The following is a 19,475-nucleotide window of genomic DNA, read 5'->3' as shown; positions in this document are numbered from 1 at the left end:
GCCGCTTGTGGTGCAGAGCACTCGCTCCCTGATAACAGGACTGGTATCAGAACATCGCGCAAAGCGGGCGGCTGAAGTTGAGGATCTGTGGATAACGAGACGCGATCAGGTTTTCGGGGCTGTTTTTCATTGCAGAAAATGGAAAGTATTCTTAACTGGTATGCATGCACGTTGCGGCAAAGGCACAGCGAGTGTGGCTTGCTCTGTTCTGTGCAGGGCAGTACTATTTACCTAATGCAATAAATTTGTGAGTTTTTGTCAAGTCCGCTTTTTTGGCTTGAGGAATTGCGAAAATAGCGCCGTTATCAGGAAATATTCTTTTAAAGAAAAAAGGTGGGCCATGCCGGCCAGTATTTCGGCTGGACACGCCGACGGATTTCCAGGCTGCCAGGCCAGTCATGTCCTGAAGTCAGGTTTTATCCGGTAAAAGTGCCTCGTTTGTGCAGTTCACCATGTACTGCACGATCAGGAATAATGCAACACCGGGGGATATCCGGTTCTGTGGCTGATCCGCTCAATGCAGTCAGGTACGGAAACGGTCCCATGTCCCACACAATTTGTTTGCGTTAGTTCTGACCATATTTTGAGATGAATATGTGGCAATTTGAGCACTTTGGAGACTGTAGTATGTGTAAGCGTGTCGTTGCTGGTTTGTTGTCTATGTGCTGTGTTTTTTGTGTGTTTCCAGCCTGGGCAATGACAGTTACTTTTTTGAATCCGGGAAAATCCGATGAGATTTACTGGGTGCATGCCACGCAAAGTATGGAAGCTGCGGCACGTAGTCTGGGTGTACAGCTGGAAGTATTGTATGCTGAACGCAATCATTTACAGGCCTTGACCTTCGCGCGTCAGCTGGCCGCCAGACCCCGTTTCGCCCGTCCTGATTACGTCATTTTGTCCAATGACTATGCCACGGGCCCAGAATTGATACGGATACTGGACGCTGCCCAAATCAAAACTTTTTTATCTTTTAGCGGTATCTCCGATTCTAAAGAGCGCGCCCGCATAGGCGTGCCGCGCAGTCTGTATCGGGGCTGGCTCGGCAGCCTGGAGCCGCAATCCGAAGAGGCGGGTTATCTGACGGCCCAAACCCTGATTGCCAAGGCGCGTGCCGCCAGACTGACTGCGCCTGATGGCAAGCTGCATATGCTGGTCATTGCCGGTGACCGCTCCACCACCTCATCACTCAAGCGCAATACAGGGATGCATCGTGCCGTGAGTGAGTCGGCAGATGTCATCATCGATCAGGAAGTGTACGCAGAATGGAACCGGGCCAAAGCACAGGAACAGAGTGAGTGGCTGTATTTGCGTCATCCACATGCACGGCTGATCTGGTCCGGTAATGATTTGATGGCCTTTGGTGCAATGGAAGCCTGGCGTGCCAGAGGCGGTAAGCCCGGCAACGATGCCTTATTCAGTGCCATCAATACCTCTGCTGAAGCTTTCACCGCGCTGGAATCTGGCAGCCTGAGTGCGCTCGCGGGTGGACATTTCATCACGGGTGCTTTCAGTCTGGTGATGTTGTATGACTACCATAATGGAAAAGATTTTGCAGAAGAAGGCCTGGAATTGGGCAAGTCTATGTTTATTTTATTTTCGAAAGAAGACCTGAGTCGCTTCCGTTTTTTGTTCGGGAATACCGGCTTTACACAAGTGAATTTCAGAAAATTCAGTAAAGTGTTGAATCCGTCCATCAAAAGCTATCACTTTAGTTTTGCACAACTGATGACACGGGCTGAGGAAAAAAAATGAGCGACAGAGTCTTAGAGCCAATTTCAAGCTCATTGTTACGTCGCTTATTCAAATGGTTGATCCTTTGTATTCTGGTGTTCAGCAGTCTGCAAGCCTGGTTGAATTACCGCACGATAGAGCGTAGTTTTAACATGATGGTCAGCGATGTGGCAGCCACCCATCTGCCCTTATTGTCGGTTGCGATCTGGGATATCGAACCACAGGCGATACAGAAGCAGATCAATCTCTTACTCGACAATTCGCATATTGCTTATGTGATTATCCAGACCAGCACGGGGCAGCAATTCGTTGGAGGTGATGCAGAGAAAATCTTCAATGCAGAACGTATCGTCCGCAATATTCCTGCTCCTGCAGAACAAAACGGCAATGTCGGCGTGCTGGAGCTGGTGATCGATAAAACGGTATTGCGTCAGGAGTTATTTCGCAGTTGTATGTTGGTCGCTGTCGAGGTAAGCGTGCTCGGCATCTTTATCCTGATCACAGTGTCGGCTATTTTGCGCCGGGATTTGGAAAAACCCATGCACCAGCTGGCAGACTTTGTACAAAATCTGCAGGCAGATCAGTTGTCCAGCCAGCTCGAACCCGATCTGGAGCCGCGTCACCGCTACACGGAAATCGGGCTGGTACTGGATGGTTTCCGTACCATGCAAAACAGCATACAAAAACACATACATCACCAGGATGAACTGGTACATGAGCGCACGTTGCAGCTGGAAAAAGCCATGGGTGCACTCAAAGTTTTGTCCGTGACCGATGGCTTAACTTCTTGCTATAACCGTCTGTTGTTCAACGAGCGTATGCCAGGTGAGATTCAGCGTGCAGCCCGTTATCAACGCGCACTATCGGTACTGTTCTGCGACATCGACTTTTTCAAGTCTGTGAATGACCAGTATGGGCATTCGGTCGGTGATGCAGTCTTGATTGCATTTGCACATACCTTGAAGCAGGCATTGCGTTCAGAGGTTGACTGGCTGGTACGTTATGGTGGCGAAGAGTTTCTGGTGATCCTGCCGGAGACGGATTTACCTGCTGCATTAGAAGTGGCTGAACGTATGCGGCTGGCGGTACAAAATGAGCTGTCTGTATTGCTGGAGGACGGTAAGCTGCTACGTATTACTGCCAGTTTTGGGGTAGCTCAGAAACAAGATAAGGATAGTGTGGAAAGCCTGGTGCAAAGAGCGGATCAATGGCTGTATTTTTCCAAGACTAATGGCCGCAATCAGGTGCAACCGCGTTTGGACGAAAACTGACCGCAGCGGCTTTACCTGATCGCAATGCGATTGATCGCAAAATGTGATAAGTTCCGTTTTATGAAATCTCTCTCCTGGCGCACCGTGATCTTAGTCTGGCTGATGCTGCTGCTTCCCTTGCAAGGGTTTGCTGCGGTCAGCATGTGGCATTGCGTCCAGAATAAAAATCTGCAATACAGTGTTAAGCTGCAGACAGCAAAAGCTGATTCTCATTGTGAGCAAATGCAGCCGTCTGAACAGCCTGAGTACGCTGCGTCCGACACTGCATCGCCCTCTGACCATCAGCTCCTGAAACAAGCGCAGGCAGATCACTGCCACGGAAAATCCCTGTGCTGCGTGGCAGTGCTGATGTCAGCTGCCAGTTTGAATTCACCAGGCCTGACCGTGATACGCATGGCGGCTGCCACCCCTTTGCCTGCCTATCATTCAGCCGAGTTATCGCTGCCTGAACGTCCTCCCCGGTTACTAAGTTAACGCTCAGCGCAACAATCGCTGAAGTATGCGCAGTCGGATGTCAGCCCTTACAGGCTGACATCTGTTCGCATGCCGGTTTGCGCCCTGCGCCAGATAGCAGTGGGGCGTGTGATATCCGCTTATTGAACTGGGAATCTATGTTTTCTCCTTACCGTTTTTCTCTTCTCGCGCTGCCGCTGTTGATGGCCGGATGCGCGGGATTTTCTGTCGATCAGTCGACCGCAGAACTGAACCGCCAATTTCCACAGCAGACTCAGGGCGAGCTGCAACTGGCACGCGACAGCAGCCAGGCTCAGGCCTTGCGCCAGCAGGCCGATGCTTTGCTGAGTACGCCGCTTAGTCAGCATGATGCAGTCCGGCTCGCTTTGTGGAACAGTCCCGCTATCCAGTCCTGGCTGGCGCAGCACTGGGGCGATGGTGCCCGTCTGGTGCAGCAGGGCAGGATTGCCAATCCATTGCTGAATCTGGAACGTAGCCAGCTCGCCGGTGAGCTGGAAATTGCGCGCAGCCTGAGCGTGGGTTTGCTGGACTTGCTCAGTCTGCCGCGCCGTCAGCAAGTCAGTGCAGCGCAATTACAGCAGGCACAATTACAGTTCAGTCAGCAAGTGCTGCAACACATCACCCAACTGCGGCTGGCCTGGGTACGCGCAGTCGCTGCGCAGCAAAGTCTGGAGTATGCTCAGCAAGTCAATGAAGCGGCGGAGGCCGGAGCCGAACTCGCACGCAGAATGCGTACTGCGGGTAACTTCAGTGCTTTGCAGGCAGCCCGCCAGCAAAGCTTTTCTGCCGATGCAATGGCCAGACTGACAGAAGCCAGACAAGCGCAAACGGCCAGTCGTGAAGCGCTGGTGCGCTTACTGGGGCTCGACGCAGAACAGGCGCAGGCCTTGCAATTGCCAGCGCATCTGCCCGATTTGCCCGCCCAGCCCTTAGCACCCGAGCAGATCGCCAGCCAGCTGCCGCAGAACTGGCTGGATGTGCGTATCGCCGCAGCCGCACTGCACACCGCGGCACAGCGTCAGGGCCTGCAATTGTTGCAAGGCTGGACGGATATTGAACTCAGTGTGAAGCGCGATACCGTGTTTGCCTCAGCAGCAGAAAGCGGTGCTGCGGCAGGTGCGCGGGTAAAGCGCGGGCTGGGCCTGAGTATCCGCCTGCCTTTTTTTGATCAGGGACAGTTGCAGCGTGATGCGATGCGCGCCGATACGCTGGCTGCCAGCTACCAGCTGGAAAACAGCCTGCGTCAGGGTGCTTCACAATTACGTGAAAGCTATGCGGCTTACCACAGCAGTTATGAGATTGCACGCCACCATCGCGATGTGATGCTGCCTTTAAAACGTCAGATTGCTGAGCAAAATACGCTGCGTTATAACGGCATGCTGATCAGCGTATTTGAACTGTTGGGTAGCAGTCGCGAACAGATAGAAGGCGTGCTGGCGGCGATACAGGCGAACCAGCAATTCTGGATCGCCGATGCGGAATTGCAGGCCAGTCTGCTAGGCGCAGCCAGCCCGACTGCGCTGCGTCCTGCCAGCCGTGCTGCGACGTCGTCTGATGTGGCGCATTAAAAACTACTACGTTAAGTACACATGTGCGACCGGCTGTCTTTGCCAGTCGTGATCAGAAAAATTTGCAAGACTACCTAGAGGCGTATTGCAGTGAGCTGCTCACCGATGGCAGCCATGCCTATGCCTGAGTCAGGAAGAAATACGATGAACTCAAGAAGATCTTTTTTTAAAGCAGCCAGTATGGCGGGTATTGCTGGTGGTGCGCTGGCAGCCAGCGCAGTCAGCCGGGTTGCACTGGCCGGCTTACCGGAAGTAGTCAGTCAGAACAGCGCCGCCTCCATGCCGCCGCTGCTGCCACCGAATGGACGTCCTTACCGTCCCGTCATGACGCTGAATGGCTGGACGCTGCCCTGGCGTATGAATCAGGGTGTGAAGGAATTTCACCTGATCGCGGAACCGGTGGTGCGTGAAATCGCACCCGGTATGAAAGCGCATCTGTGGGGTTATAACGGACAAAGTCCGGGGCCGACCATAGAGGTGGTAGAGGGCGACCGGGTCAGGATATTTGTGACCAACCGTCTGCCGGAACACACCAGTGTGCACTGGCATGGACAACGCTTACCAAATGGTATGGATGGTGTTTCCGGACTGACTCAGCCTGCTATTCAGCCCGGCAAAACCATGGTCTATGAATTTGTGGCGCGCCGTCCCGGCAGCTTCATGTATCACCCACATGCCGATGAAATGACGCAGATGGCGATGGGCATGATGGGCGCCTGGATCACGCACCCGAAACAGCCGCATCCGCTGATTACCGAAGCGGACCGCGACTTTGTGTTCTTACTCAATGCCTTTGATATAGAGCCGGGTGCATCCCGGCCCAGTATCTCGACCATGACGGAATTTAATTTATGGTGCTGGAATAGCCGGGTATTCCCGGGCATAGATAGTCTGGCTGTGCGTCAGAATGACAGGGTGCGTATACGCGTCGGCAATCTCACCATGACCAATCATCCTATACATATTCATGGCCATGAATTTACCGTGACAGGTACCGATGGTGGCCCAATACCGAAAACCGCACGCTGGCCCGAAGTCACCACAGATATCGCGGTAGGCCAGATGCGTCAGATCGAGCTGATCGCTGATGAAGAGGGCGACTGGGCTTTTCACTGCCATAAAAGCCATCACACCATGAATGCGATGGGCCACAATCTGCCATCGATGATAGGCGTCGATCAAAGTGGTGTGGCGGAAAAAATTCAACGCCTGATTCCGGCATACATGACCATGGGCGACAAGGGCATGGCCGATATGGGCATGATGGAGATGCCTTTACCGGACAATACTTTACCGATGATGACGGGTGAGGGCCCATTTGGAGGGCTGGAGATGGGCGGTATGTTCAGCGTGATGAAGGTACGCAAGCAGCAAAAGCCGGGCGACTATAGTGATCCCGGCTGGTTTGCGCATCCTGCCGGTACTCAGGCCTGGGAATATACCGGCGAGTTGCCTGAGGCTTTACGTGCACCGCCGCCAGCCAGCGGATCTGCGCACAGCATGCACGGCAAGGAAGTTGAAGTGCAGGTGGTGAAACCGCAAGGTCACGCAGGGCATGGCGGCCATCAAGGACATTGATGTGTCTCGCGGCTGAAGCCACTGAATATGCAGTTGCGTTTTCAGGGCCGCTTGGTATCCAGCTGTGCTGCGGTAGAGACGATCTGGGCCTGACTCCAGTGGCGTGTAATCCAGATCGTCAGCGCACTGCCGCACAGGGTTTTTTGCCATACGCCAGCCTGCGGTAACTGACGCGATAAATGCGCAGACGCGATGCGCCAGGCAAAGCTGGTCACGGCAGGCGGTGCATCCTGGCCAGTCGCGGAAAACAGATAGCTGACCGGATTCAGCTGCACTTCTTCGGCCGGTATCTGAAAGCCAGCCTGCGCCCATTGTGCGGCCTGTTGTTCCTGACTCAGCAGCGTAGTGGCTGGCTGTGGCAAGCTCGTCAGTGCGTGCAAACCGTAGTAGTACAAACCCCAGGGCAGCGCCAGACCAACGCTGGCGCAGAACAGGGTGATGGCGAACAGGGTATTACGCAGGAAGTGAGATTTCATGGCTGTTGTTTCTGTTGTTGATGCAGCTGATCTGCTTGATGTGCCTGGTGCAGCGCTATCTGCTGCGCCCAGGCTGCAGTGGCATTGTCCCAGAAGGCATTGAGATTGTTCGCTGATGGCGAAATATGTAAGCCCAGAAAGCGCGCTGCAGGCAGCAGCGCGTCCTGCAGCAAATCATTGTCGCCACGGTCGAAGGCGAGTGCGCCGGTTTGTTTTGATAATTTTTCGCCATCCGCATTATTCACGACAGGCACATGCAGATAGGCTGGCCTTGGCAGTCCGAGTAACTGCTGCAGATAACACTGACGCGCAGTCGAATCGAGCAGATCGGCACCGCGCACCACATGGCTGATGCCCTGCGCAGCATCGTCGACCACCACCGCCAGTTGATAAGCCCAGAAGCCATCGGCGCGTTTCAACACAAAATCACCGACCTCGCTGGCCAGATCCTGAGTCTGGGCACCGAGCAAGCGGTCTTCAAACTGAAAGACCGCAGCCTCGCCATCAGGTACCCGCAAACGCCAGGCGCGGGCTGTTTTACCCGGTGCCAGACCAGTACGACAAGTGCCGGGATAGACCTGGCTGGCCGCCACACCGGCACGCAGCCTGGAATCAGCGATTTCTTTGCGCGAGCAGGAACAGGGATAGACTTGTGTCGCCAGTTGTTCCAGTGCCTGTTCATACAGTGGCTGGCGCTGGCTTTGCCAGCTGACTTCGCCATCCCAGTGCATGCCACAGCGTTGTAATGAATGCAGGATATGGCGATCTGCGTCCGCAACATTGCGGTCAAAATCCAGGTCCTCTATGCGTAACAGCCAGCGTCCCTGATGTGCTCTGGCATCCAGATAGCTGGCCATTGCAGCGACCAGCGAACCCAGGTGCAGCGGGCCGGTGGGCGAGGGCGCGAAGCGTCCGGTATAGCCGGTGGAGGAGGTGACCGGGGTGACAGATGCTGCCGAAGTGCTGCTGAAAACAGACATGTTCCGCTATGCCTCATTCATGATGGTTATCCATCAGGCTGCGCTGTACCTGTGGATCACTCAGTTTTTGTAAAAACCATTGCAAGGCCTTGCCTTTATTCGCGCTGCGCCAGACGATGCGGTTATTGCCAGCTGGACGGTGGGCGCTGGTCTGTTTTTCGACCAGACTGCCCTGATCCAGATAAGGCTGAGCCAGCCGTCGCGGCAGATGGCCGCAACCGAGTCCCGCCAGTTGCGCAGCCAGTTTAGCCTGCATCGATGGTACCGTCAGCGTATCCTGACCGCGCAGCACACCGGCTGACATACTGGGTAAGGTCAGACCGGTATCACCGACCACGACCGCGCGAAATGTCTGCAGGGTTTCCGGCATCAGCGGTTCTGGCAAGCTGGCCAGCGGATGGGAAGGCGCGACGGCAAATACCCAGTCCAGATTCCCCAACAGACGGCTTTGAAACTCAGCCTGGGTACGGAAGGCATCGGGTCCCTCGTAGGCGGCACCGATGGCCAGATCCGCGCGTCCGGTGACCATGGTTTCCCATACCCCGGATAACACTTCCTGACTGATGCGCAGGCGCGTGCCGCAACCCTGTAGTTCAAATTCCTGCAGTAAGGGGATCAGGTCTTCAAAGCGGATCACGCCATCAAGTACGATGCGGAATTCGGCTTCCCACCCTGAGGCGGTACGCTTGACCCGGTTTTCCAGCTCCTGCGCCGCGTTCAGCAAATGGCGGCCCTGCTGCAGTAATTCGGCACCGGCCTCGGTCAGTTGTGCCTTATGCCCGCGCCTGTCAAACAGCAGCACATCCAGATCTTCTTCCAGCTTACGTATGCTGTAAGTGATCGCTGACGGCACTTTGTCAAGCGCCGCCGCAGCCGCTGCAAAGCTGCCTTTGCGCGCGATTGCATCGAGTATTTGCAGTGCTTCCAGCGTCAGATTCATGCTTGTTCAAAAAATTTGAATAAAGTCGATAAAATTTACACCTTATATCCGCTGATATCAATATGTATAGTGTGGCTTCTGACATCAAAATATTTGAATGGGGGGCATTATGCTTATTCGCAGAACATCAAAAGAACGTGGCTATGCAGAACATGGCTGGCTGAAGTCCTACCATAGCTTTTCCTTTGCCGAATATTACGACCCTCAGCACATGGGCTTTGGTCCGCTGCGCGTGATTAATGATGACTGGATCGCTCCCGGCATGGGCTTTGGTACTCATCCGCATCAGGATATGGAAATCATTACCTATGTGCTGGAAGGCGCAATTGCGCACAAAGACAGCATAGGCAATGGCAGCACCATCCGTCCCGGTAATGTGCAGTATATGAGTGCCGGTACCGGTGTGCGTCATTCTGAGTTCAATCCGGACACAGCGCACCACACGCGCTTGCTGCAAATCTGGATACAACCTGATGCACTGCGTCAGCCGCCGCGCTATCAGGAACAGCAATTTAGCCGTGAAGAAAAGCTAGGCCGTCTGCGCGTGGTCGCGTCACCGGATGGCTCGGAGGGTTCGATTGCGATACGGCAGAACGCTACGCTGGCGATAGGCTTGTTTGAAGCTGGTCACAGCCTGGAGCAGGCTATCACAGCGGGGCGGCTGGTGTATGTGCACCTGGCACGTGGCAGCCTGACTGTGAATGGTGTCAGCATGCAGGAAGGCGACGCGCTGATGTTGCAGGATGAAGCTATACTGAGTTTGTCTGAAGGTCAGGACGCCGAAGTGCTGGTATTTGATTTGCCACGTTAAGTTCAGGCGGCAGCGCCGCCTGTTTTATTTTCTCGTCGAAGGAGATACACATGAGTAAAGTAGCTATCGTTTTTCATTCCGGTTATGGCCATACCACCAAAGCAGCACAAGCCGTAGAGGCCGGTGCTGCAGCAGCAGGTGCACAGACTGAGCTGATACAGATCAGCGCTGAAGGCACGATCAGCGATGCACAGTGGGCCAGTCTGGCGGCTGCCGACGCAATCGTATTCGGCTCACCGACCTATATGGGCACGGTTTCCTGGCAGTTTAAAAAGTTTGCCGATGCCAGTTCCAAACAGTGGTTTACCCAGCAATGGAAAGACAAAATCGCAGCTGGTTTCACCAATTCTGCGACCATGAATGGTGACAAACTGTCGACCTTGCATACCCTGTTCACGCTGGCGCAACAGCATTCCATGATCTGGGTTGGTACTGGCCTGATGCCTGCTAACAGCAAGGCAGCGCAGCGTAATGACATCAATTTTGTCGGCAGCTTTGCCGGTCTGATGACCCAGTCTCCATCCGATGCCAGCCCGGAAGAAGGCCCGCTGCCGGGCGATCTGGAAACCGCGAAGCTGTTTGGTCAGCGTATCGCTCAAGTGGCTCAGCGTTTCAATCAATAAGCTGGCCTGATGCACACCACCGCTGGCAAGCAGCGGGCGGTGGTTTCAGTTTGCACTGGTTTCAGTCTGCGCTTACCAGCAGTACCTGAGGCGGTTCCGGCAATTGCTGCATGAATTTTTCTACCGACTCCACACTCACGGTATCGATTTGTCCTGCCATACGGCGTTCAAACGGATGATCGTCAAAACTCACATTGGCACGGAACATGCGCGCGCCCAGCCGGGTCATACTGGATAACTGCAAGTTCTGAGGCTGATAGCGCTGGGCTTTGAGCCAGTCCTGCGCCTGTTGCCGGGTTTGAATACACGGATCGCTGGCTGCAGCGAGCACTTCCAGTCCCCACTGATTCGAATTCTGATAGCGCGTTGCATAAGCGAAGGCCAGCATATTGTAGGAAGCTTCATGCAACTGCCTGGCATGACCGGACGTGATCTGTTCCGCCAAGGCGTTTTGCAGTGTTGCTGACGGTATCAGTAACAGGCTTTCGAAGCGATGCATATCATCCAGAAAAAAATTACCCAGTCCTTCGTGATACAAGGCGGAATTGGCCGTACCACAGTCATTGAGTTCGTGCATGACTGACCAGCGGCCATCGGGCAGTTTGCGGATGATGCCCAGATGGGAAAAACGCAGCTGATATGCCGACAAATCCTGACCCGCGCGTGCAATCAGCGCCACTTGTGCGCCGCTGGCCTCCAGCGTTTGCCGGACTTTTTCGGCAAACTCCAGCGCCTGCATGGTTTTGCCAGGATTGTAGGCGGGTGGCTCGCAAGGACGACCCGCATGGGCAGGCTGGCTCATTAACATTAGACAGCTCAGCAAAGTCAGTAAGCTCAGCAGACTCCATGCGCTGAAGTGACGCGGTCTTGCTAAGCTGGCCGACGGCTGCGGTGTAGTTACATGCGTCATATCAGCCTCCGCCTCAGGCGCGTTGGTGGTGCAACAGGGCTTTGCCGATTTCATTCGGGATGAAGGCGATCGCCTTGCCGGAGGCGATCAGTAAATAGCCGGTGCTGACCGCACTCAGTTCCAGTACGCTGCCCGCCACCAGCGAGGTTTTCTCCAGTGCCTTGCCCGACAATTCGATGACCGTTGTGCTGGCCTGACCGGAGGCTTTGACCACCACAGATACGCCGTTGGCTGTGCCTTCCACGGCAGTGACGACTACCTTGCCAGAGCCTGCGAGTGCTGAGGCGCTGCCCAGCACCACGACACCCATCCCCAGCGAAATTGCTTCTGATCCTTTGGCTGAGCCGCAGGACAGACAGGGATCTGCCGCGTAAGCCATCGCGCTGCTGCTTAGTAAGGCCGCCAGCAAGCCGTTCAGCATGAAATGGCGCAGCTTAGCTGCAGATGAGGAAGTTGAAGTCGTTTGCATGATCTGTCTCCTGTTGTTTGGGGTAGGGACAGCATACTGGTTGCGTGCTAGCGTTCCAGCGTTGAATCCAGAGTCGCATGGCCTGTGTACAGAAGTAGCAGCTTGTGCGACCTTGCTCTAAAAAAATGGCTGCACCGCTGAGTCGCAGGTGCAGCCATTTTTTAGGCTAAACGCAGGGCAGTGCTTACCAGAGTTTGACGCGCTGTTCCGGTGGCAGGTACATCTTGTCGCCGGGTTTGACTTCGAATGAAGTATAGAAATCCGGGTGATTGCGTAAGCTGCCATTGACGCGGAATTCGCCGGGTGAATGCGGATCGGTCTTGATCAGCACCAGTGCCCGTGATTCACGTGCTTTGAAGCGGCGTGCCTGAGCCAGACCAAAGAACAGGCGCTGCTCCGCCGTCCAGCCATCGATCACCGGTGCCGGTTTGCCGCCCAGCGATAAATGATAGGCTTTGACCGCCATGATCAGACCGGCATTGTCAGCGATGTTTTCACCCAGGGTCAGCTGACCATTGAGGAAATTGCCAGGGACCGGAGCATAGCCATTGTATTGTTCGACCAGAATCCTGGTGCGTGCATTGAATTTTTCACGGTCTTCTTTAGTCCACCAGTCGCGCAGATTGCCGTCACCATCGTATTGCGAGCCGGAGTCATCAAACGCATGGCTGATTTCATGGCCGATAGAAATGCCGAGTGCGCCGTAATTGAAGGCGTCTTCTGCATCGACGTTGAACAGCGGTGCTTGCAGACGCGCTGCCGGGAATACGATTTCATTCATTTCCGGGCTGTAGTAGGCATTCACCGTTTGCGGTGTCATATGCCACACGCTTCGGTCTACCGGTTTGCCCAAACGTGCAAATTCACGTGCATGATCGGCCTGACGTATGCGCTTGAGATTACCCGTCAGATCATCTGGCAGTATGCGTATTGCGCTGTAATCGCGCCATTGCGCAGGATAGCCCACCTTGACGCTGATTTTGCTAAGTTTTATCTGCGCCTGCTTCTTGGTTTCCGGACTCATCCAGTCCAGTTCCTCTATGCTGGCTTTGAATGCAGCCAGAAAGTTCGCCACCATTTTTTCTGTTCTGGCCTTGGTCTCTGGTGCGAAATAACGCTGCACATACAATTTGCCTACGGCCTCGCCCAGCATCTGATCGGTCAGTGCCACTGCGCGTTTTTCAGCCGAACGGTTTTCTTTGATACCACTCAGGAAGGTGCCACGGAAAGCAAAGTTCTCATCGATAAAGGCTTGCGACAGATGCGGGCTGTAGGTATTCAGTAATTGCCAGCGGAAGTAAGCCTTCCAGCTTGCGAGACTGTGTTTATTGAGTACAGTTTCCAGACCGCGCAAATAGCTGGGTTGCTGTACCAGCACTTGCTGCAGGCCATTGCCGACGTGACTGGCTTTCAGATAACTGGCCCAGTCCAGGGAAGGTGTCAGCGCGCGCAGTTCAGCCAGGTTCAGCTTATTGTAGGTACGAACAGGATCGCGGTTTTCTACATTACTCCACTGGATAGAGGCCAGATCGGTTTCCAGCGCCAGGATGGCCTGCGCATGCGCGTCGGCCTCAGTGTCACCAGACAGTTGCAGGATTTTGCTGACATGGCTCAGGTAACGGCTGCTGATTTCCTGATTGCGTGCCTCATCCTGCTTCAGATAATAATCGCGGTTAGGCAAACCGAGTCCGGATTGGCCCAGCGTCAGGATGTATTGTGTCGATTGCCGGCTGTCTTGCTCGACGCTGGCATGGAAAGGCGTGGTCACACCAATTTGCTGCAGATGCGCGATCAGTTTAGCGAGTTCGCGCAGGTTCTTTACCGCATCAATTTTTTTCAAATCGGTGGCTAAGGGACGCCATCCTGACTGATTCAGTTTGTCCTGATTCACCACGCTGTTATACAGGTCACCGATTTTTTGCAGATTGGCATCCGTGGCGGCAGCGCTTTTACTCGCGGCGCTGAGTGCGGCCTGTTGTATCAGCCCGCGCAATTGGGTTTGCACCTCTTCGCGCGCCTGGGTAAATGCACCCCAGTCGGAACGGTCGGACGGGATCGCAGTATTGTTGAGCCAGCTGCCTTGCGCATGGCGGAAAAAATCATCCTGCGGTCTGACGGCCGGATCGGACTGGCTGCGGTCAACGCCGGAGCCGCTCGCAGTGCCGGCTTTGGTCTGGGGGGCGCTCGCTGTTGCGTGTTCATGCGCATGACTGACGCCAGTTGACAGGCTCATCAGGCTGAGTGCCAGGGTAGTGAGTAACAAAGGTTTCATAGCAAGGAATAGAGTTGAGCGCTTGTCTGCTGCGATAAAAAGGGCAACAGGAATTCAGCAGGAATGTGGCCAGAAAAAAAGGAAGGCTATCAATCACCATCAGCAGACACCTTGTGTCTGCATTAAGTTCCCGATTTGCTTACTTTTTTACACCAACTTCTGAGCAGACTACGGTGCAGCTGATTGCTGTTCGGAAGTCAGCGTCAAAGCAAAAAACGCATGTCCGCGTTTGCAGGCATGCGTTTCGTACTTCAGGTCAGCGTCTTCAGTGGTATCAGCAGCTGAGCGCTGAGCCTGGTTTTCAGACCTGAGCCGGGGCGTTTTCGTGGCGCGCTTTTTGGCAATGCGGGCAAGACACCCCAGCGATATACCAAGGTGATAATTGCTCACGTGGTGTGACCACGGCACGGCAGGCGAAGCATTGTTTGGTGTCGGTCGCTTCCAGCTGAGGATTGAGCGCTGTGCGGTAATCGAATACGAAGCAGTCACCGTGGTAATGCGCACCGCCGACTTCTTCAAAGTATTTCAGGATGCCACCTTCGAGCTGGTACACGCTGTTGTAGCCCACATTTTGCATATGGATTGCCGCCTTCTCGCAGCGGATACCGCCGGTGCAAAAGGTCACAACAGTTTTGTCGTTCAGTTCATCGCGGTGCTCTTCTATGACTTGCGGGAATTCGGTGAACTTGGTGATGCGGTAGTCGATGGTGTTATCGAAGCTGCCCACATCGACTTCAAAATCATTGCGGGTATCAACCATCACAACTGGTTTGCCATTATCGTCATGGCCCTGATCCAGCCAGCGTTTGAGGGTTTTCGCATCGACCGATGGTGCGCGGCCTTCTTCCGGCTTGATCAGCGGCATACGCATGGTGATGATTTCTGCTTTCAGCTTGACCAGCAATTTAGTGAAAGGCTGACGATCGGAAAAACTCTCTTTGGCGACCACATCGGCGAAACGTGGGTCTGCGTGCAGCCAGTCCATATAGGCATCGATTTCATGACGCAAACCAGCCAGGAACATATTGATCCCTTCCGGCGTCAGCAAGACGGTGCCTTTCAGGTTCAGTTCATTACATTTATCGATAAATTCCTGACGCTTTTCGGCAGTGTCATCGAAAGTGATAAATTTGTAAGCAGAGATATTGACGTAAGGCGTCTCTGGGGACAGGGTGGCAACAGGCATAATTAGGTGATATCGGAGACTAAATGAAGGATGACTCAGTCATACTGACTAAGTCTTTGATTTAGCAGCATTATAGTTGAAATCCCTGCTGCTGGCAGGGCTATCCTGGCTGCGCAGACTGAAGTATCAGTTGCGGCCGCTGCTGAGCAGCATGTCGATATGCGGTATATCGTCCTCCAGATACAGTTCCGACACCTGGACGAAACCAAAACTGCCATAAAATTTTTCCAGATACGCCTGCGCGCCGATGCGGATGGCGGCTTGCGGATAGATCTCACGCAGTGCAGTGATGCCGCGCATGAGCAGTTCCCGCCCTACGCCACTGCCGCGCCAGCTGGCGCTGCTGAGCACACGGCCCAGCGAGGCTTCTGCAAAACTGAGGCCGGGCGGCACGATGCGCAGATAGGCAGCAAGTTGTTGCTGGCTGTCCCAGGCCATCAGATGATGTGACAGCGGGTCTTTATGATCAATGTCCTGATATACACAATTCTGTTCCACCACAAACACCGCATTCCGCGCTGCGTAAATCTGATACAACTGATGTACGCTGAGTTGATCAAATGGCAGGCATTGCCAGTGTAAATTTTCACATTGCTGTTTTGATTGGGATTGCTCGCTCATACGATATTCGGTGTCCTGGGTAGTAGGGGCGTACTGCTTCACATCTGGCGGAACAGATGCGCATAGACGCGGCTGACGCTGAGTTTATCATCGCTGTCACGCAGCTTTAGCGTGACTTTGCCTGCCTCATCCCGCTGCGCCAGACTGACCTGACGGATATTGACCACGGTACTGCGATGGATTTGCCAGAACAGGCTGCTGTCCAGCTGCGGCAGCAATTCGCGCAGACTGCTGCGTATCAGCGAAGAATGCTCGCGCGTCACGACATTGATGTATTTGTCGGTCGCTTCGAAATACAGCACATCTTCTATCGCTATCATACGGACATTGTTACCGACCGCGGCCCGTATCACGTGCAATTTGTAAGCGCTGCCCGTGTTGCTACCGGTCTCTGCGCTGCTGGCAGCTTTGTTTGCGGGAAGCGCGTGCGTAGTCAGCCCTGCGCTTTGCTGTGCAGGCAGCAGATTGCGTAACTGGCCCAATACCCGTTCCAGCTCGTCACCGGCATTGTTAGTGGTTTTGCTTTGTAAGCGCGCCTGCAGCCTTTGTATGGTTTTTTGCAGACGTTCTTCGCTGACCGGTTTTAATACATAGTCTGAAGCAGAATGCTCAAATGCCTGCACCGCGTATTCATCATAGGCAGTCACATACACGATCAGCGGAAAGGCGTGCTGCTCCGGCCATTCTTCAGCCAGCTCCTGTGCTACATCCAGCCCGGTTTTACCCGGCATTTTAATATCGAGGAACAGGATATCCGGCTGCGTTTCCAAGGCCAGTTGTACCGCTTGCACTCCGTTTTCTGCAAGGTGGCAAATCTCAAGTTCCGGCCACAGTTTATTCAGCATACGCTGCAGTGTCAGGGCGAGTATCGGTTCATCTTCGGCGATGATGGCACGTATTGGCTGGCTCATAGTGATGCTTGTGCTTGAGTAGGTAAGGGGAGAGTGATGACAGCTAAAGTACCTTCCGGTGTGTTCGGACCTAAGCGGAATGCGGCTTGCGGGCCGAAAATGGCCTGCAAGCGTTCACGGATATTGATGTTGCCGAGTCCGTGACCATCGGCCGTGTTGGTGCTGCGTTCTACATAGTCAAATGCCAGTCCCAGACCGGTATCGGCAACCCGCAATTCCAGTTTGTCTGCATGCCGCACTGCGCTGATGTGCAGGCTGCCGCCTTCGAGCTTGGGTTCCAGTCCATGTTTGATCGCATTTTCCGCCAGCGGTTGCAGCAGCATGGGCGGGATGGACAACTGTGTCAGTTCTTCGGGTAAATCCAGCTGATACTGCAATCGTTTTCCCATACGGATCGCCAGCAAGTCCAGATAGGCGCGCAACAGGCTGAATTCGTTTTGCAAGGTGGTGCTTTCTGCGCGTGAGGCACTCAGTGTGGCGCGCAGATAGGTGATCAATTGGGCCAGCATGTGCTGGGCACGTTCAGGATCGATGGCGATCAGTCCCTGCAGATTGGCCAGGGTATTGAACAGCATATGCGGTTCAATCTGGGCTTGCAGCACCTGCAATTGCGCTTGCACCGCTTGTCGTTCTATCGCAGCAAAACGCGCTTTCTCGGCTTCGGCGGCGGCGGTCAGTTCGGTAATCCTGATCCGGTTCCACAGCGACCAGGCGGCCACGGTGCTCACGATGCCGCTCAGTATGACAAAGCCTTGTACATAACGCCATTGCATGGCGAGTACATTCTGCACCGGATAGCCATACAGGTAAGCCGCCAGCAGCGTACCGCAAAAGAAACCAAGCGGCGCGAGCAGGATGCAGGTCAGATAAAACGCCAGGGATCGCGGATTTTGATTCGGCCAGATCAGAATTCTGGCGGCGCGTATCAGCACATAGCAGCAAAATCCTATGCAGTTAGAGAACACCCAGTTTTCCAACAGGCTGCTGTTATGTCGCATCACATACGTCACCAGCACGGTACAGATGACATTGATGGCCAGGATGTAGGGTAATTCGGACAGGATTTTTCTTGCAGATGCACCTGAAACCGCAGTGCCTACCTGCTGCCAGTAAGTGGTGTTTGGTGTGTCGGGGGTGGTCATAGTCTGCGCCGGTTCAAAGTGAGCTGCGATGGATAGCAGCGTAGTGTAGGTACTCGCCCTTGCCTGTGCCATGGACTTGCGACCAAAGGCAGCAGGCGTTCGCGAAGCAATCAGGCGATGGCGCAAACTGCATTTCCAATTTCAATGCGCTGCGCCGGATTGCATTCCTGTCAGACGACTTTGCGTGCACGCAGTTCAGCGATGCGCTCTGCGTCATAGTGCAGCAGATCGCTCAAAATCTGCTCAGTATGCTGCCCCAGCAGCGGTGGCGCGTTGCGATAGCTGACCGGTGTGGCGGACAGCTTGATCGGACTGGCGACCAGTGGTGCGCTGCCAGCACTGGGGTGGGGCAGGCTGATCTGCATCTGGCGCGCCTTGACCTGAGGATCATCAAACACTTCATTGAGGCGGTTGATCGGACCGCAGGGGACGCCAGCCTGTTCCAGCAACGTAATCCATTCCTGCTTGGATTTCAGCCTGACCATCTCCGCCAGCAGCGGTATCAGTTGCTCACGATGTTGTACCCGCGCCGGATTGCTGCTGAAGCGCGCATCGTCAGCGAGTTCGGGACGACCGCCGATTTGCACAAATTTTTTATACTGGCTGTCATTGCCTGCAGCGACGATGATGTGTCCATCTGAAGTGGCGAAGGTTTGGTAGGGCACAATATTGGCATGCGCATTACCCCAGCGCTGAGGCGCGACGCCAGTGGTCAGGTAATTCATATTCATATTCGCCAGCATCGCCACCTGGACATCGAGCAAGGCCATGTCGATATACTGGCCTTCGCCAGTCCGGTCGCGGTGACTGAGTGCTGCCATTACCGCAATGGTGGCATACATGCCCGTCATCAGATCAGCAATCGCAACACCGGCTTTTTGTGGTCCGCCACCGGGCAGATCATCGCGCTCGCCGGTCAGCGACATGAAACCGCCCATGCCCTGCACAATGAAGTCATAACCAGCACGCGCCGCATACGGGCCTTCCTGACCAAAACCCGTGATGGAACAATAGATCAGATCGGGTTTGATCTGTTTCAGTGAGGCGTAATCCAATCCGTATTTGGCAAGCTGACCGACCTTATAATTTTCCAGTACCACATCAGATTGTGCTGCCAGCTCACGGATAATTTGCTGACCTTCCGCCGTTGCGATATCGACTGTGATGGCGAGCTTGCCGCGATTGGCGGTCAGATAGTAAGCAGCTTCTGAAGTGTTTGCTCCATCCTCATCGCGCAGATAAGGTGGTCCCCAGCTACGGGTATCATCGCCCGCGCCGGGGCGCTCGACTTTAATCACTTCCGCCCCTAAATCGGCCAGATTCTGGGCGCACCATGGACCCGCCAAAACACGGGTCAGATCGAGTACGCGTAAATGTCCTAATGCTGTTTTTGTTGATGTTGTTGCTGTCTCCGTACTCATCCTGGTTTATCCTGTTATGAATTATTTTCGTTATTGTATTGGGACTGCTGTAAAACTGTCGCTGCGACGCGATGGCTGCGCTGGATTGACG

At 54.3% G+C, this 19,475-nt stretch carries 18 protein-coding genes; 7 read left to right on the top strand and 11 right to left on the bottom strand.

Annotated features, from left to right (window positions below):
• Window positions 1-696 precede the first annotated feature (696 nt).
• The 5 genes from H8K43_RS09520 to H8K43_RS09500 all read left to right on the top strand — a co-directional run bounded on the left by H8K43_RS09520 (window position 697) and on the right by H8K43_RS09500 (window position 6,622).
• Window positions 697-1,752, top strand: a complete 1,056-nt coding sequence (locus H8K43_RS09520; RefSeq protein WP_230403800.1) for an ABC transporter substrate-binding protein — start codon at window positions 697-699, stop codon at window positions 1,750-1,752.
• On the top strand, window positions 1,749-3,002 hold the full coding sequence (locus H8K43_RS09515) for a GGDEF domain-containing protein (RefSeq protein WP_186903605.1): 1,254 nt from the start codon (window positions 1,749-1,751) through the stop codon (window positions 3,000-3,002). Before H8K43_RS09520 ends, H8K43_RS09515 begins: the two co-directional genes overlap by 4 nt.
• A gap of 60 nt (window positions 3,003-3,062) precedes the next feature.
• A complete protein-coding gene (locus tag H8K43_RS09510; protein WP_186903604.1) occupies window positions 3,063-3,476 on the top strand; it encodes a hypothetical protein in 414 nt (137 codons plus the stop codon).
• Window positions 3,477-3,613: 137 nt separating this feature from the next.
• Window positions 3,614-5,044: a TolC family protein gene (locus tag H8K43_RS09505; RefSeq protein WP_186903603.1), complete on the top strand. Its 1,431-nt coding sequence runs from the start codon at window positions 3,614-3,616 to the stop codon at window positions 5,042-5,044.
• Between the two features lie 144 nt (window positions 5,045-5,188).
• Window positions 5,189-6,622 (top strand): multicopper oxidase family protein, encoded by a 1,434-nt coding sequence (locus H8K43_RS09500; protein WP_186903602.1) that lies wholly within the window; start codon window positions 5,189-5,191, stop codon window positions 6,620-6,622.
• A gap of 41 nt (window positions 6,623-6,663) precedes the next feature.
• Here the strand turns inward: H8K43_RS09500 and H8K43_RS09495 are convergent, their stop codons facing one another.
• Genes H8K43_RS09495 through H8K43_RS09485 form a run of 3 tightly spaced genes read right to left on the bottom strand, consistent with a single transcriptional unit; the run spans window position 6,664 to window position 9,018 of the window.
• Window positions 6,664-7,098: a hypothetical protein gene (locus H8K43_RS09495; RefSeq protein ID WP_186903601.1), complete on the bottom strand. Its 435-nt coding sequence runs from the start codon at window positions 7,096-7,098 to the stop codon at window positions 6,664-6,666.
• Window positions 7,095-8,078 (bottom strand): tRNA glutamyl-Q(34) synthetase GluQRS, encoded by a 984-nt coding sequence (gene gluQRS / locus H8K43_RS09490; protein WP_186903600.1) that lies wholly within the window; start codon window positions 8,076-8,078, stop codon window positions 7,095-7,097. Before gluQRS ends, H8K43_RS09495 begins: the two co-directional genes overlap by 4 nt.
• 13 nt (window positions 8,079-8,091) lie before the next feature.
• Entirely contained in the window at window positions 8,092-9,018 is a 927-nt protein-coding gene (locus tag H8K43_RS09485) for a LysR family transcriptional regulator (RefSeq protein WP_186903599.1), read from the bottom strand.
• Window positions 9,019-9,127: 109 nt separating this feature from the next.
• Here H8K43_RS09485 and H8K43_RS09480 point away from each other — a divergent pair, with 109 nt between their 5' ends.
• Both H8K43_RS09480 and H8K43_RS09475 read left to right on the top strand, forming a co-directional pair.
• Window positions 9,128-9,829 (top strand): pirin family protein, encoded by a 702-nt coding sequence (locus H8K43_RS09480; protein WP_186903598.1) that lies wholly within the window; start codon window positions 9,128-9,130, stop codon window positions 9,827-9,829.
• Window positions 9,830-9,879: 50 nt separating this feature from the next.
• Window positions 9,880-10,452 carry a flavodoxin family protein gene (locus H8K43_RS09475; RefSeq protein WP_186903597.1) on the top strand — a complete coding sequence of 191 codons (573 nt, stop codon included), beginning with the start codon at window positions 9,880-9,882 and terminating at the stop codon, window positions 10,450-10,452.
• Between the two features lie 61 nt (window positions 10,453-10,513).
• Here the strand turns inward: H8K43_RS09475 and H8K43_RS09470 are convergent, their stop codons facing one another.
• The 8 genes from H8K43_RS09470 to H8K43_RS09435 all read right to left on the bottom strand — a co-directional run bounded on the left by H8K43_RS09470 (window position 10,514) and on the right by H8K43_RS09435 (window position 19,384).
• Window positions 10,514-11,362: a DUF2145 domain-containing protein gene (locus H8K43_RS09470; protein WP_186903596.1), complete on the bottom strand. Its 849-nt coding sequence runs from the start codon at window positions 11,360-11,362 to the stop codon at window positions 10,514-10,516.
• A gap of 13 nt (window positions 11,363-11,375) precedes the next feature.
• A complete protein-coding gene (locus tag H8K43_RS09465; RefSeq protein WP_186903595.1) occupies window positions 11,376-11,831 on the bottom strand; it encodes a hypothetical protein in 456 nt (151 codons plus the stop codon).
• Window positions 11,832-12,015: 184 nt separating this feature from the next.
• Entirely contained in the window at window positions 12,016-14,103 is a 2,088-nt protein-coding gene (locus tag H8K43_RS09460) for a M13 family metallopeptidase (protein ID WP_186903594.1), read from the bottom strand.
• Window positions 14,104-14,404: 301 nt separating this feature from the next.
• Window positions 14,405-15,289 (bottom strand): sulfurtransferase, encoded by an 885-nt coding sequence (locus H8K43_RS09455; protein WP_186903593.1) that lies wholly within the window; start codon window positions 15,287-15,289, stop codon window positions 14,405-14,407.
• Between the two features lie 126 nt (window positions 15,290-15,415).
• A complete protein-coding gene (locus H8K43_RS09450; RefSeq protein WP_186903592.1) occupies window positions 15,416-15,910 on the bottom strand; it encodes a GNAT family N-acetyltransferase in 495 nt (164 codons plus the stop codon).
• A 38-nt stretch (window positions 15,911-15,948) separates the two neighbouring features.
• The gene (locus H8K43_RS09445; RefSeq protein ID WP_186903591.1) at window positions 15,949-16,821 is read right to left on the bottom strand and encodes a LytR/AlgR family response regulator transcription factor; all 873 of its coding nucleotides are present in this window, start codon (window positions 16,819-16,821) and stop codon (window positions 15,949-15,951) included.
• Entirely contained in the window at window positions 16,818-18,089 is a 1,272-nt protein-coding gene (locus tag H8K43_RS09440) for a sensor histidine kinase (protein WP_230403799.1), read from the bottom strand. Before H8K43_RS09440 ends, H8K43_RS09445 begins: the two co-directional genes overlap by 4 nt.
• 44 nt (window positions 18,090-18,133) lie before the next feature.
• Window positions 18,134-19,384: a CaiB/BaiF CoA transferase family protein gene (locus tag H8K43_RS09435; protein WP_186903590.1), complete on the bottom strand. Its 1,251-nt coding sequence runs from the start codon at window positions 19,382-19,384 to the stop codon at window positions 18,134-18,136.
• Window positions 19,385-19,475: the final 91 nt, after the last annotated feature.

It is taken from the genome of Cognatundibacterium curvum (assembly GCF_014284235.1).
Taxonomy (GTDB): domain Bacteria; phylum Pseudomonadota; class Gammaproteobacteria; order Burkholderiales; family Burkholderiaceae_D; genus Undibacterium; species Undibacterium curvum.
The sequence above is the reverse complement of the archived record's forward strand: the minus strand, read 5'-3'. Positions and strand labels throughout refer to the sequence as shown.